Source organism: Sporomusa acidovorans, assembly GCF_900101845.1.
In the GTDB taxonomy this organism is placed as follows: Bacteria; Bacillota; Negativicutes; order Sporomusales; family Sporomusaceae; genus Sporomusa; species Sporomusa acidovorans.
This window is the reverse complement of the sequence record NZ_FNAM01000012.1, coordinates 13,822-30,186: the sequence shown is the minus strand read 5'-3', so window position 1 is coordinate 30,186 and position 16,365 is coordinate 13,822. Positions and strand designations below refer to the sequence as shown.

The window sequence follows — 16,365 nt, the reverse complement described above, 5'->3', positions numbered from 1 at the left end:
AAAGTAAGCACGTGGCATTATTTGCTTAATCTACTATCGTAGTGTATTTATTCGATATGAGCTGCATTCCGCATTATATCAAAAGGGTTAATTCGGTGTTTTGTTTCACCCAATTAACCCTTTACAGTACTACACATCAAACTCCATTTAGTTTTTTTTTCAAATACGGGATTAACTTAAGACCTTGCTCTGTCAATCTGGTTCCGCCACGCCCTTTTAGGATATCTATTATGCCACATTCTTCTAGAACGATAAGAATTGTTCTGATTTCCTGCTCCGATAAAAATACCCCTTGTTTGCATGCAGCCTGAGCAATACTTCTTCGCCCTGTTCTATTTCTATTAAGATAACATCTTTCCAGTTCTGTAAGAACAAAGAAATAGCCAGACTTATTCTTTTCTGCTGCTCTTTCAAGCTCTTCATTAAGTTCTCGATTATCGATACCAATTGTACTAGATACGCTATTACTTGATTGCAAAATAGCCAATACATCATCGGCGCCTATTATGTCCTTGTTCAGTTGCCCTAAATATTCAACATAGTTATGAAGTTCGCGGATATTGCCTTCCCAATCATGGTTTTGAAAAACCTCCATTGCTTCAGGCGTTAAAGTAAAGTTAAAATTTAAATTTCTGGATATATGCCTAAACAATAAAGGTATGTCATCGATTCTTTCTCTGAGCGAAGGAGTACTCAACGGAAGAACATTCAAACGATAATACAGATCTTTTCTAAATTCTCCATCTCGAACTTTTCTTTTTAAATCACAGTTGGTTGCCGAAATGATCCTCACATCAACTTTAATAACGACGTCGCCTGCTATACGAACAATCTCTTTTTCCTGAATAGTCCGTAATAGCCTTACTTGTAGTTGGGGCGCCATGTCTCCAATTTCATCCAAAAAAAGAGTTCCCAAATGAGCCATTTCAAAATAACCCATTTTGCCACCTTTTTTGGCGCCAGTAAAAGCCCCTTCTTCATACCCAAAAAGTTCACTCTCCAACAAATTCTCAGGAAGTGCAGCGCAGTTTACAGCAATAAACGGATATTTACTGCGAGGAGACGCATTGTGTATTGCCTGCGCTAATAACTCTTTACCTGTTCCACTTTCGCCTGTAATTAGAACCGACGAAGAGGATTGAGCCATTCTCTGAGCCAGTTCTTTCAAATTCTTAGTTACTTTGCTTTCACCGACGATATGCTCGAAGGAATACTTAGCCACATGTCCTTTGCCCACTGCTTGAATTCTGATCCGATGCTGCTGTTTTTCTGTATCGGCATATTTTTTTAACATCACTATAACGCCAAGTCGCTCTTCAACATTCGAGTACGGAAGAGCCGAAACAACAATATCAACACCATTTATCTTAACAAGCCGGTTCTTTATCGGCTGCCAATTTTCAATTACTTCCTGGAATAAAGCCTGCTGAGTTAACTCGTAAAGGTAACTTCCAACCACCTGATTTCGCTTATAGCCAAGGATTTTTTCCGCAGCCTCATTACATAAATACACAATCCCATCGGGATATACACCGATGAGACCGTCATCTACAATTTGCTGTAGCATGTCCAACTGATCAGTCAGGCGACTGGTCGCCCCTAAGAGATTTTTGATACCATAACTCACCGGGACAATTTGATTGAAATACTCTTGAATGGTATCTTTGAGCAACAGATGACCCATGTCCATTTTCACCGCAATATCAACAACAGTATTCATATCTAGCACGCGATTACCTATGTTAATTACTTCTTTGACGTTTCTCGGAACAAACCGTTCCTCATCAGGTGTGATTGCTATATCAAGTACGGGCGGATCTTTTATTCCCGGATAAACCGGAGTTAATTCGATGTGGTCAATCCCCGCTTGATACAATAAAGCTATCGTTTCTCTGGCCCGATCAGCGCTGATATTTACAAGCATAACCTTGGAGCCTCTGGGTATCTTTTTTATTCTCTCAAGAGCCTCCTTCAATATCGTTATGCTAATCATCACAATATCACTATTATTTTTGATATATTTTTTACATTCCAGATACATATCATAGTGTGATACCAAAATAAGATCAGCCTCTATTTCCCGCAGGCTATCATTAGCGAAAGAATAGGTGTCAATCTGCAGCATATTGTCAAATAGAAAATTGAGTTGTTGGCGATAAAATTCACCCACAATTGAAGAATAATAAGTTACAATCGCAACTCTTTTTTTCATCATTTAACACCACCGTAAATTATCCGTTCATTTTTAAATGCATGAAACACTGAAATAAATGCCCCTCTTCCTATCCGCGCTTCATCCAATTGCTGACTAAGCCAAGTTGCTGCAGTTTCGGAAAATAGCGAGGCTGCTACTGAAGAACTAACGGCAGAAGCCTAATAAAATGCTGCCATCAGTGCTAAACTTGGTTGGATGCAGTAAATTCATCCTTGAATACTACAGCTAAATATATAAACTTCTCCTCACTTCTAGTAATAGCAAACCACATTAGATTGAAAAAAATGGGTAGCCTAAATAAAAGTCTCTCCTTTTTTACTAGCATCAAAAAGGTAAAAACGCTGAACCTGCCACATACAACAGCGAGCGTCCCGCAAATGCACCAACTAACACAAGGGCAAAAATCACAGCACGAAAACTAAACTTTCCTGTTGTTGCATTTTCACTGTGCCAATACGTAAAAGCCAGCCCCATTGGCAACAGGCAAGCAAACATAACATGTATAAAAATACAGAGCATATATTCGCTAGTTACCGTCTGTGAAACGTGGTGAAGCTGCGCATCAATAAACTGATCTCCAGTACTCTGTCCCATAATAAACAGCTCTTTTTTCCACCAAAGATAACCATATAAAAAAGCCGATCCGGCAAACACTGAGCCCATCAGATTCTCTCGGCTAAGCCACGAACTACCAATATTTGAAAGGGCATACATGCCATTCATTGGCGCATTTTACACTTTCTTTATTTCTCCAAGATACAGGCGTGTCACATTAGGTATATCAATCTCCCAAGTACCGGCCCCATAACCAATTTTACGGCTAATAAATCCTTCGGGCATTGAACCAAAACCACTCCCCAATATTGCCAGAATCGCAGCTCCGGTAGGAGTTACCAATTCTTTGGCAATCGCCCCTTGGTAGTAAGGAATGCCATTTAAAAGCTCAGCAGTAGCCGGCGCAGGGACTGGAATAAGACCATGACAACATTTTATAAAACCACTGCCAACATGCAGACGTGATGTATATATCCTCTCTACACCTAAATAATCAAACGCGCATGCAACACCGACGATGTCAACAATTGAATCTATAGCACCCACTTCATGGAAATGAATCTCATCTACCGGTACACCATGCACTTTGGCCTCTGCATAAGCCAAACGGGTAAATATTTGTTTACTATTTTCTTTAACAGCAGATCCAAGCCCAGATTGATCAATGATCGTTGTTATATCAGTAAGATTACGGTGATGGTGCCCATGCTCATCGACCCTAACATCTACGTACAATGCACAAATGTCACCCCTATTTACCCGTGTTACCTTAATTTCATATCCACTTATCGGTAATTTCGCTAACTCCGAACGAAGCAGTTCCTCCGGCATTCCTACGTCAATTAAAGCTCCAAGCAGCATATTACCGCTGATGCCTGCAAAACAATCAAGATATATCACGTTACATTTCTCAGTCATACGGCTAATCACCTCATTTTATTAATAATACTAGCCATTCGACCTGCACCAAAGCCGTTATCAATATTGACAACAGCCACTCCAGCAGCACAGCTATTAAGCATACTTAACAATGCAGCAAGGCCACCAAAGTTTGCACCATAACCGATGCTTGTAGGCACGGCAATCACAGGTTTCGCTGCCATTCCGCCAACTACACTTGCCAGCGCCCCTTCCATACCGGCCACTACGATTAGAACGTTAGCCTGCTCAATTAACTGCCTCTGAGCAAGCAGACGGTGAATACCGGCGACACCGACATCATACACTCGTTTGACTTTATTACCCATAATTTCAGCCGTAATAGCAGCCTCTTCGGCTACCGGAATATCACTCGTGCTGGCGCTCATGACCAGAATGAACCGCTCATTATCCACCGGAGGCTTTTGCCGCTCAATAGTGATTAATCTTGCCATTTCATGATACTGAGCGTCAGGCAAACTTTCTTTTACGGCATTATACATCTCTCTGGTAGCCCTTGTTGCTAAAATGCTGCTGTTATAATCAGCTAATTTATTAATAATAGCATGTACTTGTTCTATCGTTTTCCCTTGACAAAAAACTACTTCGGCATACCCTTGCCTAATCAACCGGTGATGGTCAAGCTTAGCAAAATCCATATCCTCATAAGGCAATATTTTAAGTTTCTCAAGTACCTCTTCTATCGTTAGTCTGCCTGCCTTAAATTCTCCGAGCAGATTACTTACATAATCTATGTCCACTTTTACACCTCATTCATCATCTCATTCATACTTCCGGTACGGTATCCACTCAAATCAATCGTTACATATGTAAATCCCAATTCCTTTATACCTGCCACTAAGTCTGTCAGAACCTCTATCCTGGTTAAAAGAGGTATTACTTCTGGCTGTACCTCAATTCTAGCCAACGCACCATGATGGCGAACCCGTATCTTACCGGAACAATAACTGCGCACTAGCTTCTCGGCTTGCTCAATTTGCAGCAAGCGCTGCGCAGTAATCGGCAAGCCATAGGTCAAACGTGACACCAGGCAGGCAGTACTTGGCTTGTCCCACGTAGGCAGCCCCCATTGTCGTGATACCAATCTAATTTCTTCTTTAGTAAAACCAGCTTCCAAAAGAGGACTTCTTACTACTGGTAATTCAGCTATGGCTTTCATACCTGGACGAAAATCCTCTAAATCATCGTTGTTACTTCCCTCAGCCACAAAGCCGTACCCATGCTCCTTAGCCCAAACAGCCAGTGCGGAAAAACGTTCCTTTTTGCAGTAATAACACCGCTGATAGGTATTAGAAACAAAGTCAGCATTATTCATCTCTCCGCCTGGTAGAAAGATATGTTTTATCCCAATCGCTTTGGCGATAGCCTGCGCGTCATTTTTTTCCCATGCAGCAAATGACTCTGAGTAGGCGGTTACTGCAACAGCTTTATTGCTAAGTAGTTTATGGGCGGCCGCCGCTAAAAATGTGCTGTCTACGCCTCCAGAAAATGAAATTACGACACTCCCCATCGACAAAAGAAGTTCATTCAGTTTGTTTATTTTTTCTTGTACTATAGGCATTGCATCAACCTCTACCTTTAGACTTTGCTACGAAATCTTCTTCTTTAACCACGCTTGACGTTGATCAATCGGTCAAATACTAATTAAACAAAACCATAGTCTTACTTAGCCGACAGTTGCTCATCCTGGATATATTTCATCAGCAATTCAGCAGTAGTTCCGGTAATTTTAAGACAAGTATCTCGCTGTTCTTGACTACCAAATTCATGAGGGTTTAACACTCGGCAGCAAGCAGCTCCAAACTTGTCATTGAAAACGCTGTGGAAGTTCTTGGCACTGTCATAAATGGGGCCGCGGCTTGTTCCGGCCTTGTAACATACCCAGAACCATAGTGGCTCCTGAGAGCGTACCACACATGCAACCAGCATGCCCTAGACCACCACCAAAACCGGAAGACATTTTTAGTGCTTCATCAGATACATTAAGCTGATAAAAATCGCGGAAAGCCCGCACAACCCGACGCCCGCCCTCATGGAAAGACCCTAAACGCTGTTTCTGTTTTGTAGCTATAATCTCACCATTTTCCCCCATAACATTGATATTACAGCCAATAGCCTCATAAAGAAGGTCAACCACTTTCTGGGCCACGTCCGATGGAATCTGTTTTTCCCTTTCCATGTACCATCCTCCAATGCAAAAAAAGAGAACTGTCCAACGGCAGTTCTCTTTCATTTATCAAAAATTACTTATGACTTTATGCCGTCTTTATCATCTTTATTTAAACTAAAATTACAAATTCGCTTCCAATAATTTAGATGACCGGCCCGCGCATATAAATATCCATGTTCTTTTTCCCCATTCTCGGGTTTATATTGGTGGGCTCGTTTTCCAAAACACCCCCAGTCGTTCTTCCGATATATGGGCCTCAATTTGCCCTCGCCATAAGGAATGCTAATTACTGTCATGTTTTTCTCCCCTATCACCGGCATTGCCAGTACACGATATTATCCAATCTGGTTGTCCTACCTTCTCTTGTTCTTAGGCTATTAATTAAAATCATTCATTAATCGTAACGAAATCCTCGATATTTCCTTGGCTGCTTCTGCAAGACCAGGAATGCCTGCCGTGAGCGTTGCAGCTCCTTTCTCTGCTCGTTTCCCAGCCTCTTCCCAGCTTGCAACACCGAGAACGGTCGCCATAGCTGCCGGTACAATGGCATTGAGCGTACAGACAGAAGCACAGGTCAGCTCACCTACTACTGGTGTGACAATCGATACCGGCAATGCTAATTCAGCCTTCTTATTTAAAACAACATCAGGCACTACCTTATGGACAAAGCCTTCCAGTACTACCTTTTCTCCGTCAATGGTTACTTCTGCATCAATATTAGGATCAAAGCTCCAATACCGCCGGCAGAAGGGATGATTTCTCCGCGCACAAGGTTCCATCTTCGTAATATGAACGGCAATGTCTTTGCCAAACCGTTGTGACAAAACTTCACCGGCTCTTTTTTCAACTCCAGCTTTTCTTTCACGATCCAACTCAAGACATATGTCTTCCAGCTTCCTGCCTGCTTTCAATTCGTTGTAGGCTCTTTTGGCCCTGACATATACCGCATTACTAAAGATCCCTTCAGTAGCTACGATCATGGCCTGGGTAACTAAGCCCCGCCTTACCTGCTCACCTTTATGGGCAATTAGGTTGATACAAATAGTGGCAACCTCAGGATCAAGCCAGCCCCTGGACTTAACTTTTTTTAGCACATCAGCGGCGGCATATATATCACCGTTATTCTCCACCAAAGCATTCATTGTGATTACCGTATCACTTGACAGATGACCAATGGGCGAATTATGAGGTCCTGCGCCAGATCCGGCTCCAAGTTGAGGTCCCTCGACGAAGGATGCCAGAATATCATTGAGGCAAATCATGCCGACTACTGTCGGCGATCCAACATCTTTCAGAATCATGCCGATGTCGCCAATAACAACAGCCGTATCATACTCTTTGCCGGTGCCACGCAGATGCAGCTTTTCCGGAAGACCGGCAGCTTTTGCAGCTCCCTTGCCTACTAAATAGCCAACTCCTGTCCTGTTATAATCGCCATATTTCTCATCAATGGCTCCATCGGGATTGACAATTTCCAGCACAGCCGCTGCAGCCAATAAGGCACACATTACCGGACTAGGAGCGACACCTACGCCGCGATACGCTTTCTTCATGCCTTCTACGGCAATCTTTGTGCCATTAAACGCCAAGTCTACATAGGTATAATCCTCCCCTAACGCACCGTGGCCATATGTTGTGCTGCCAGAGACGAATGGGGGAATATCTGCCCCGTCTACTTGTACCAATTCACCTTTTTCCATGGCTTCATATAACGCTTTGACAGCTGCAAAGCCGGAAACCTTGCAGTTGCGTTTCCCTGTGGGAATAGTCGACACTCCTGAACGGTCTGCCCCAGCTACGATGCGAGCCATAGCACCCAGCTTGCGGTTTCCTGCCGGTACACCGGCACGTGATTTCGTCCCGACAAGGTTTAATAATACGGCTGTAATCAATGCAGCGTTAACAGCGTCAGCACCTGCCTCCTTGGCAGCCGCCACACCGACTTTCAACACATTGTCCAAAGGCATATAGGCAAAGTTTGGGTTGTCGATCTTTATGCTAGCTCCGTTAAGTATCTCCCGGACAAGAGCATTAGCGACAGCGGCAACTGTAACATTTAGCATTCCATGGCCTTTAGTTAATGCCTCCAACCGATCATTGGTTACGTAAAATCTGTTTGCTTTAATGGCGCTCATAACTGATAATATTTCTTTTTCCACAAACTACCACCTCTTCTTATTAACAAATACCATTCATGCGGAAGCAACTAACTAACATCTAAACTTTGCATAGTTGCCTCTAGGCAAACAATGGTTATTTTATTTATTCAATATTCTTGTTTATCTGACTTAGGTAACGGTTCTACCTTGATTTCAAAACCTGTTTTCTTGAAGCATTTCAGAGCATTACTTTCAACCCTCTCTCTTAACTCATGAAAGGTTATTCCCGAACCTGCTTTTTCAATAGATTCTGCCGCTGCTTTCAAACACTCATATTCCACACGGGCAGCAAGAGGAATACCAGAACCGTCTTTAGTCAGTTTGATATCTATATTGTCTTCCCATATTACTGTGCCTTTCTCGTCTGTTAGAGATGCTTTCATTGTTTCTATAGATGACCTAAAGGAAATATGGTCGGCATTAATTCGTCTAATACCTAAAGTTCCTAATTCAACGGCGAGATAACTACTAATTATGTATTCATTTGCTTCAGGTGTATCAATTAATAAAATATACTCTTGCCTGCCCTTCTTGGTCATCGCATTTATTACATGGACATTACCTGCCCCCTTCTTCATCAATTGGTCGATTAGATATGGAACATGGTCGGTATTTATATTATCAATATGAGTCATGAGAAGCATATAAAGTCATCACCTTTTATTACAAATTGACATAAATACTAGCAAATACTTTAAACTGGTATTCTATGTGATTCAAAGCTTCCTTAACCTCTAAAATTCAAAATCATTTTAGCACAAGCCAGTCAGGATGCATCGTCATACTCACGATTGCCATAAACGACAATACATACTACAGGTGTATTATGAGCTTTAATTGTATTAAGCCATTTAGTTACAAGAGCAGGTATTCTGCCAACATAAACTGGAACAGCAACTACAAGTAATTGATTAGCCAATATGTGTAGTTGTTGTTTTCTTATATTTGGCTTAGTAATGTCCATCAATTCTACAGAGCTTTGATTAATTCCGCGTGCAATACCCTGAATAATTGTTTTTGTTGTCCCCGTAGGGGAAAAATAAATTAGATTCATTGATTTTACTTTCATAAGATTTCCTCCACTCATTAGGTAAAATTGTCGTATTCAGGTCTTTCCACAGAATCGCTGCTGCAATCGCTTCACTAATCAGCTCTTGGCCAATGCCGGGAAGATCCGATTAAGGAATGAGTTTCAATGATGCCTATCCAAATTCAAATCCGTCGGCTTCCGGTATGGCAACTCAGTTAACTGCGATCTTTCGGTTGATTATATCGCAGGAAAATCTTATTCATTCACTTTTTTGGGGAGAGGACATGATAAGAAATTTAGCTGTTTCCTATCATGTCCTGTTTCAAATTGTTGCCTGATTGCTCTAAATACCTTATTTCACAGTCACTTTTTCACTGTTGGCAAAGGCATATTCAGAGATTTCATTGCCAAGACCCGGCAGTTCAGGAATACTGTACTCACCATTGACCGGTTGATAGTCATGAACAGCAAGTCTCTTGTTCCAAGAACTCAAGTTGAATACGTGATGTTCATGGATAACAAAGTTTGGAATCACTGCTTCTAGATGAAGAGCTGCCGCAGTGGAAAGGGGACTGGCGCAAACATGGGCCTGCACGCCAATATCATAGACATGAGCCATATCGCAGATTTTCTTTCCTTCTGTTATGCCGCCGCAGTTTCCAAGATCCGGTTGAATCAGTTGGATGGATTGATCTTCAAAGTAAGGTGCATACTGCCATCTGGAGTAGATGCGTTCACCGCTGGCGATAGGCATTTGCAGCGACTCGCGGATATACTTGGCAGTTTTAGGATTCGGGGTATTCGGTTCTTCATAATAGAAGATATTGTATTTCTGTACGACACGTCCCAACTGTATTGCGCTCTGGGCATCTAGGAACGAATGGTTTTCCATGATAATGTCCACGTTCTCTCCCGCAGCCTCTCTGACTGCGGCAACGCGCGACTCGACAAGTTTTACATAATAAGGTTTTAGCAGGCCGGTTCTATCCTCTTCATCAAACTGCTTGCCATCCTCTCTAAACGTAAAGAAGTCTACCTTGACGCAGTCATATCCTTCAGCCATGGCTTTCTTAGTGTTATTGTAATAATCTTCTGGCGTTATAGCTGGTGTAATACCTTCGCCCCATCCAAACTGGAGCTGACTGGCATAGGTTCTCAGTTTGTCTCTCTTCTTACCGCCCAGAAGCTTGTATACTGGTACATCGAAGTATTTGCCCTTTATATCCCAAAGGGCGATGTCTATGGCACTCATTCCAGCAAATATGATGGGGCCGCCGTTCTGTCCCCAAAAAGTCCTCTTATACATAATTTCCCAAATTTTTTCATTATCCAAAGGATCCAGACCAATAAGCATAGCAGCCAGATCTTTGACCATCCCGAAAGCAGCTGGAGCTCCTGAAATATACGCAACCGCTGCTTCGCCGTCTCCATAGATTCCTTCATCGGTATAAATGCGGCAGAGGACTGGTCTCCAAGGAATTAAAGATGTTGGCTCCTTATGTACTTGCATAACGTCAATTTTGGTAATTATCATTTTCTTTTCACCTTTTCTTATATTTAAAATATTTCATTGACCCATTTCCTATTTTCTTTGCCTAGCAGGACTTGCACTAACACTAACTCCGAAAAGCTTAGCAGAACTCTACTGATTCAATCATCGCCCCGATCTAGTCGCTAAATTTCTCTATCTTACTCTTGCCCTTACTAGGAATGCGCATTGTTACGACCAGGACGGTAGATACCAGGCATAAGAATACTGAAAAAAAGAGAGTTCCATTTAATCCAAACTCCTTAGCTATATAGCCGTTGGCAATATTTCCAATAAAGCCTCCTAGGCTGGAACTGGAGTTGATTACTGCTACGCCAACCGCTATAGCCGCCGGCGGCAGTGTCATGCTTGGCAAAGCCCAGAATGGTCCGTAATAGCTGAATGCTCCTACGCCAAACAGCGCCAGTCCGATTAACTTCACTACTAGATTATTGGCCAGTGCCATTATTACGAAAGCGAAGGCAAACACCAAACAGGCAATTCCAGTATGATACTTTCGCTCCTGTTGCTTGTCCGAGTGAGCTCCCCATATCGGCATTACGATCGAAGCGCAAATAAAGGGCATTGCCATGATAACACCTACCTGAGCATCAGAAAAATTGCTGGAAAAGGTCTTCACGATTGTCGGCATCCAGGACGTACCTGCCTGTTGCGCAGCTTGCACAAAGCCATAAATTCCAGCCAAGCGCCATAAGGTTCCGTTCGTTATAATCTGTTTTACGCCTAAACGATCAACCGCCCCTTTGCCCTTCTTGTCGGCTTCGATTTCGTTGATTAGCCAATCTTGTTCCGCTGGGGTAAGCCATTTCGCTTCTTTTGGCGAATTGGTCATTGCGAAAACTGCAACGATTCCTAACAATAATGTAGGTATGCCCTCAACGGCAAACAGCCACCGCCAACCTTCATATCCCATCCAGTTAGCATTCTGTACAATCCAGCCGGAAATTGGCGATGCAACAGCTGAAGATACCGACGCCGCCACCATAAAAACTGCTGTGACTTTTCCTAGTTCCCTTGATGGAAACCAGCAGGAAAAATAATAGATCATTCCCGGAAAAAAGCCGGATTCGAACACGCCCAGCAATAATCGGCAAATTGTCAGTTGCGTAACATCTTTGACAAAAAATGTTGCTACCGTTACTGCGCCCCACGCGATTAAGATGAATCCTATCCACCGGTTGGCCCGGGAACGCTCAAGGATCATGTTTGCCGGTACTTGAAAAAGCAAATAAGTTATAAAAAACATGGACGCCACAGTGCCGAAATCGACCGGGGAAATATTTAGTGACTTGTTCATTTGTAATGCGGCATAGCCAATATTCAGTCGATCTACGACATTAAAAAAATACAACAAAAACGCCAATGATAGAATTCTCCACTTCACCTTGCCCAATATCCGTGAAGCTGTTTGAGAATCAATTGCTAATCCAACAGTTTCGTTGGAAGTTACAGGATTCATCGTCTTCTCCCCCAAATTTTAGATTGATTAACATCAACTGTTCGAAGGTCCTGTTGTATGTAAATTTTTTCTTATCCCCCTCCTTTATTTGCCAATCCTTTAACCTAGGTTAAACAAATACATTACCCCTGCTAGTTGGAAAATAGTTATAACTACATCTTTAAAATACAGTCCGGCATGCCGATAATAAACCGAAACCGTTGGACCGTTGTTAGTTGTCGGTTGTCGGTTGTTATACAAGTTAAATATAGCAGTCATTTTTACTCTTGTCAATATCTCATTATTCTCTAAAAATCAAATTTTTTAAAAATTATGCCACTATTGACTGTCCCAAAGTACGTTCATCATATTAATATATACACATTTCGCTTCCTCGAACTTTCTTGCTTTGATAGCGTTAACGATTTCCTTATGGTAATCGAAAATATCTTTTACTGTTTTTATGCCATTTAGACTAGCGGCTATATTAGTTCGCAAATAGTTTTGGATTAACCCGGCCGCTTGTTCAAAAAACATAATAAATAGGGTATTTTTTCCCATCTTGCAAATTTCAAGATGAAATTCATAGTCGTAACGGGCCAGTTCATCGATGTTTTCCGCCCGAAGAAATTTTTTTGTTTTTTCCTCGAGTATTATAATTTCTTCGTCAGTTGCCTTGTTAATAGCGAGTTGTAGCATAGGCAATTCAAAATACATTCGAAATTCATTGAGATCAAAAACCATATCCTGATCGATAACAAACTCAGATACCTCACTAAGATAACTTTTGAAATCAAATTTTTTTACAAACGTTCCTTCTCCCACTCTGGTTTCGGTTAATCCTAGGGTATTCAATTTCTGCAGTACCATGCGTACCGACATTCTACTTACGCCAAATTGTTCGGCCAGTTCATTCTCAGACGGCAATTTATGCCCTGGCTCCCACTCTTTTGAAGTAATATAGTCTTTCAAAACTTCATAAATCTGATCCGTAACACTTTCTTTTGCTAGCTTTTGTATAACTTTCCGCTTTAGTACTGACATTTTCCCACTCCTCATTGTCTAGGAACCCAAGATGACGGTTGTCACTCAACATGCTAACAGTTGCTTCTAGGTTTGTCAAATACTAAATTGCTCCGTCTCCTACACCCAATGTCCACTTTCTTATACGGCCACATTTTTAGAGACTAGTCATAAGGCTAGAAAAACATAAACTGGATACATTGATAAACAAAGCAGCTTTGGTTTTCCAAGTCAGCGGACACTCTTAAGGTTTGACATAGAAAAACGGCGAATCTCTAAATCCGCCGCCTCCCAAATCTCCCGCGCCGCTCAAGTCGCACCTCTGCGTTGCCTCATCCTGCGCAGGGGCAAAGCAGTACTAGTATGCGCATTCAATTGTCATATTATTCCATTCACACAAATTGTGATACAATCCCCAAATTCCAGAGTCACTTTCAATATACCTAGATTAAATTCCATCTCCATTTTCTGATAATACCTCCTGTTATTTTCCTGATATATGCGTAAGCATCTGGTACTAATTTAGTTACCGTCAATCAGCACTGCTACACATCCAAGCGTGTACGAATTCGCCGTTGCATTGGCATTTATAATGCGCTCATCTCACGCAAATGTTCCTGCATTAGAGTACCGGCCATATCGCTATTTTGCTCTCTAATCGCTTGAAAAATCTGTTTATGAGAAGTTTATGCAGTATCTTGCCTACTGACTTCTTGAAGGGCCTCTCCTGCCGAATATCTCAGCAGCTCCATCAAAAAGTCGTTTACCTTAATAAGCACTTATTGCCAGCATATTGTCGTCTGTAAGCTTACCTTCATCCCATTTTCCATCTTTCTAGATAAATAAAATCTTCTTCATTACACCATCACATGATCAGCCTCAATCCTAAAATAGGAAGAAGAGCGATTAAATAGTAAGCCCATCTTCTTCGTGAAATCCACGGGCCTCTACCATTTACCGTTCTTCTTCCTAAAATCAAACGACCTCTCAAAAAATATGTGCTGAACCCTTTATACGCCCATTTTACCAAAATCATGAAATTAGGAAAGTCGGGAAACGATAAAAAAGAAGCTATGATACCGTATTGACTAAACTCAAAGATGTCAAAGTGACGTGTTTACTAATAAATTCTTGACTTCAATATACTTTACTTTTATAATAAATACAAATATTAATAAATTTATTAGTACTATCAAAAATCATAGTAATGGAGTTTAACATATGTATCAACATAAATTAGAAAAAGAAATTCTCTGCCCACTTGAGTATGGCCTTGACATATTTGGCGGCAAATGGAAGTCAAGAATCATCTGCATATTAGCATCAAATGGTACTATGCGCTATAGCGCTATCCGTAATGAGTTATCCAATATCACAGATGCCGTTCTGGCCGCCATGCTTAAAGAGATGATTTCCGACGAAATGATCACTCGAAAACAATATAATGAAATGCCTCCGAAAACAGAATACTCATTAACCGATAAGGGACGCTCAGTCTTGCCAATACTTCAAACCATTTGCGAATGGTCAAGAAGATTCAAGAAAACCGAAATAAAAAAAACCTTAGCCCCTTGTAAAACCTGCGACCAGATATAGTTGTTGATCTTAAAGGGCTTTCACACTAAGAAATTAGTGTGATGGCCTTCTTTCTTTATCAAGGGTAGCTTAGGCAAATTTCTTTGCTACGAATAAGCTCCTACGCCGTTACCGCAAGCAAAGCTTGCCCCGGCTGTGGAAATTGCCGCTTGGAAGCAACTTAATAAGCAGCAAAGAAAGGGATAGAGAGTACGGACCGCGCTAACGTTTTTCTTATTGCATCAAAAAACAATCCCCGGGCTTCGAAAAGCCCGAGGTAAGGGGAAATCTTGGATCTGCAGATAATTTTGTGTAAATCGGATTCCCTTATGACAAGAAATAGTGACTTTGTTAAAAGTAAATTTATTCATTGCTCCTTGATAACGCTCTTCCCTGGTCGGGACGGAAGTATGCACGCGTTAGCGTGAATGCTTCTGTCTTGCCCAGGGAATTGTACTTTAAAGAGGCAATTATCCTGCGTAACGATCCTATTTCACTGTTACCATAATAGACTCTTTGATCGCTTCTTCCGTTAGCTCTTGCCCGATTCCGGGAAGATCAGGCACCTCATACGACCCGTTCTTCGGTAAATATTGATATTTACATTTATTGATATTTGATTCTATGGCAAAGAATCTGTGTTCCTCATGAATCTCGAAGTTAGGGATGGCGGCCTCGACGTGCAGTGCGGCAGCGTTGGAAATCGGTCCACCGCAAACATGAACTTGCACAGTCACGTCGTAGATATGCGCCATATCGCAGATTTTCTTGGCCTCAGTTAATCCGCCGCACGTGCAAATATCAGGCTGAATGACGGCAATCGATCCGTCCTCAAGGAACGGCCGGTAGCCCCATCTGGTGTAAATCCGTTCCCCGGCGGCAATAGGGATCTTTACGTTATCGGCTACTTTTTTCATTTGCTTGGGATTAAGCGGCATAACCGGCTCTTCATAATAATGTATTTTTAATTCTTCAATCATTCTGCCGTACTGAATAGCGGCAGTAGTATCAGTTAGCGCATGGTTTTCGACAATTATATCCACATCGGGTCCTACAGCTTTCCTGATCGCCTTGAGGCGATTATAGCCCACTCGCACTACCTGATCGCTAAGAACACCATTCAGCTTATGCTTATTCCAATTCCCTTGCATATCCATAGCAATCGCATCAACCTTTATCGCATCGTAGCCCTCGGCAACGGCAGCCATTGCGGCTTCGGCATATTGCGACGGTTCCGTAAGCATTTGCTTATCCTTACCTAGCCCCCAGCCAAATTGTAACTGACTGGCATACGCTCTTATCTTATCCCGCGTTTTTCCGCCCAAAAGCTGATAGACCGGCATGTTGTACGCTTTACCTTTTATGTCCCACAGGGCAATATCGATACCGCTCATCCCGGCGGAAACAACCGTGCCGCCTCCCTGGCCCCAGAAGGTTTTCTTCTGCATCGTATTCCAGATGAGCTCGTTCTTCATCGGGTCCATGCCAATCAAAAGTTTTGCCAGATCCTTAGCCATGCCAAACCCTGCCGACCCTCCGAGTCCGTAAGCCATCCCAACTTCGCCGAACCCTGAGATTCCTTCGTCCGTGTTTATGCGAACAACTATCGGACTAAATTTATTAATTGCGGTCGCAAACTCCGTTGGCACTTCAAAAACGTCAATACTGGTAATTTTCATCTCTACTACCTCCTGATTTTTGTAATTTTTATT

General features: G+C 42.1%; 16 protein-coding genes and 2 pseudogenes. 3 read left to right on the top strand and 15 right to left on the bottom strand.

The window, feature by feature from the left end; genetic code table 11:
• Window positions 1-136: 136 nt before the first annotated feature.
• The 10 genes and pseudogenes from BLR65_RS31375 to BLR65_RS10210 all read right to left on the bottom strand — a co-directional run bounded on the left by BLR65_RS31375 (window position 137) and on the right by BLR65_RS10210 (window position 9,107).
• Window positions 137-2,215: a sigma-54 interaction domain-containing protein gene (locus tag BLR65_RS31375; RefSeq protein WP_093794102.1), complete on the bottom strand. Its 2,079-nt coding sequence runs from the start codon at window positions 2,213-2,215 to the stop codon at window positions 137-139.
• 324 nt (window positions 2,216-2,539) lie between these two features.
• Window positions 2,540-2,938 carry a hypothetical protein gene (locus BLR65_RS10250; protein WP_093794101.1) on the bottom strand — a complete coding sequence of 133 codons (399 nt, stop codon included), beginning with the start codon at window positions 2,936-2,938 and terminating at the stop codon, window positions 2,540-2,542.
• Between the two features lie 9 nt (window positions 2,939-2,947).
• The gene (larC, locus tag BLR65_RS10245; RefSeq protein ID WP_093794100.1) at window positions 2,948-3,688 is read right to left on the bottom strand and encodes a nickel pincer cofactor biosynthesis protein LarC; all 741 of its coding nucleotides are present in this window, start codon (window positions 3,686-3,688) and stop codon (window positions 2,948-2,950) included.
• An 8-nt stretch (window positions 3,689-3,696) separates the two neighbouring features.
• The gene (gene larB, locus BLR65_RS10240) at window positions 3,697-4,449 is read right to left on the bottom strand and encodes a nickel pincer cofactor biosynthesis protein LarB (protein ID WP_093794099.1); all 753 of its coding nucleotides are present in this window, start codon (window positions 4,447-4,449) and stop codon (window positions 3,697-3,699) included.
• 2 nt (window positions 4,450-4,451) lie between these two features.
• A complete protein-coding gene (larE, locus tag BLR65_RS10235) occupies window positions 4,452-5,270 on the bottom strand; it encodes an ATP-dependent sacrificial sulfur transferase LarE (RefSeq protein ID WP_093794098.1) in 819 nt (272 codons plus the stop codon).
• Window positions 5,271-5,371: 101 nt separating this feature from the next.
• Window positions 5,372-5,888, bottom strand: a pseudogene (locus tag BLR65_RS10230) (C-GCAxxG-C-C family (seleno)protein).
• 68 nt (window positions 5,889-5,956) lie between these two features.
• A complete protein-coding gene (locus BLR65_RS10225; RefSeq protein WP_093794096.1) occupies window positions 5,957-6,175 on the bottom strand; it encodes a hypothetical protein in 219 nt (72 codons plus the stop codon).
• Between the two features lie 81 nt (window positions 6,176-6,256).
• A complete protein-coding gene (locus BLR65_RS10220; protein WP_093794095.1) occupies window positions 6,257-8,038 on the bottom strand; it encodes a hypothetical protein in 1,782 nt (593 codons plus the stop codon).
• 107 nt (window positions 8,039-8,145) lie between these two features.
• Complete coding sequence (larC, locus tag BLR65_RS10215; protein ID WP_176772724.1) at window positions 8,146-8,673, bottom strand: nickel insertion protein; 528 nt, start codon at window positions 8,671-8,673, stop codon at window positions 8,146-8,148.
• 131 nt (window positions 8,674-8,804) lie between these two features.
• Window positions 8,805-9,107, bottom strand: coding sequence for a flavodoxin family protein (locus BLR65_RS10210; protein WP_211285162.1), 303 nt, complete (start codon window positions 9,105-9,107; stop codon window positions 8,805-8,807).
• Window positions 9,108-9,223: 116 nt separating this feature from the next.
• Here BLR65_RS10210 and BLR65_RS10205 point away from each other — a divergent pair, with 116 nt between their 5' ends.
• Complete coding sequence (locus tag BLR65_RS10205) at window positions 9,224-9,406, top strand: hypothetical protein (protein WP_093794093.1); 183 nt, start codon at window positions 9,224-9,226, stop codon at window positions 9,404-9,406.
• 14 nt (window positions 9,407-9,420) lie between these two features.
• On the opposite strand, the gene BLR65_RS10200 is transcribed toward BLR65_RS10205, so the two are convergent.
• From BLR65_RS10200 to BLR65_RS31760, 4 genes are all read right to left on the bottom strand, one after another.
• On the bottom strand, window positions 9,421-10,602 hold the full coding sequence (locus BLR65_RS10200; protein ID WP_093794092.1) for a mandelate racemase/muconate lactonizing enzyme family protein: 1,182 nt from the start codon (window positions 10,600-10,602) through the stop codon (window positions 9,421-9,423).
• Between the two features lie 133 nt (window positions 10,603-10,735).
• On the bottom strand, window positions 10,736-12,076 hold the full coding sequence (locus tag BLR65_RS10195; RefSeq protein ID WP_093794091.1) for an MFS transporter: 1,341 nt from the start codon (window positions 12,074-12,076) through the stop codon (window positions 10,736-10,738).
• 318 nt (window positions 12,077-12,394) lie between these two features.
• A complete protein-coding gene (locus BLR65_RS10190; protein WP_169716907.1) occupies window positions 12,395-13,099 on the bottom strand; it encodes a FadR/GntR family transcriptional regulator in 705 nt (234 codons plus the stop codon).
• Window positions 13,100-13,665: 566 nt separating this feature from the next.
• Window positions 13,666-13,749, bottom strand: a complete 84-nt coding sequence (locus tag BLR65_RS31760; RefSeq protein ID WP_373657772.1) for a hypothetical protein — start codon at window positions 13,747-13,749, stop codon at window positions 13,666-13,668.
• Between the two features lie 223 nt (window positions 13,750-13,972).
• On the opposite strand from BLR65_RS31760, the pseudogene BLR65_RS30845 reads away from it, so the two are divergent.
• Both BLR65_RS30845 and BLR65_RS10185 read left to right on the top strand, forming a co-directional pair.
• Window positions 13,973-14,151, top strand: a pseudogene (locus BLR65_RS30845) (IS110 family transposase); the annotation flags it as partial.
• A 148-nt stretch (window positions 14,152-14,299) separates the two neighbouring features.
• Complete coding sequence (locus BLR65_RS10185; RefSeq protein ID WP_093794089.1) at window positions 14,300-14,674, top strand: winged helix-turn-helix transcriptional regulator; 375 nt, start codon at window positions 14,300-14,302, stop codon at window positions 14,672-14,674.
• Between the two features lie 467 nt (window positions 14,675-15,141).
• Here BLR65_RS10185 and BLR65_RS10180 read toward each other — a convergent pair whose 3' ends face one another.
• The gene (locus BLR65_RS10180) at window positions 15,142-16,332 is read right to left on the bottom strand and encodes a mandelate racemase/muconate lactonizing enzyme family protein (RefSeq protein WP_093794088.1); all 1,191 of its coding nucleotides are present in this window, start codon (window positions 16,330-16,332) and stop codon (window positions 15,142-15,144) included.
• Between the last annotated feature and the right edge of the window lie 33 nt (window positions 16,333-16,365).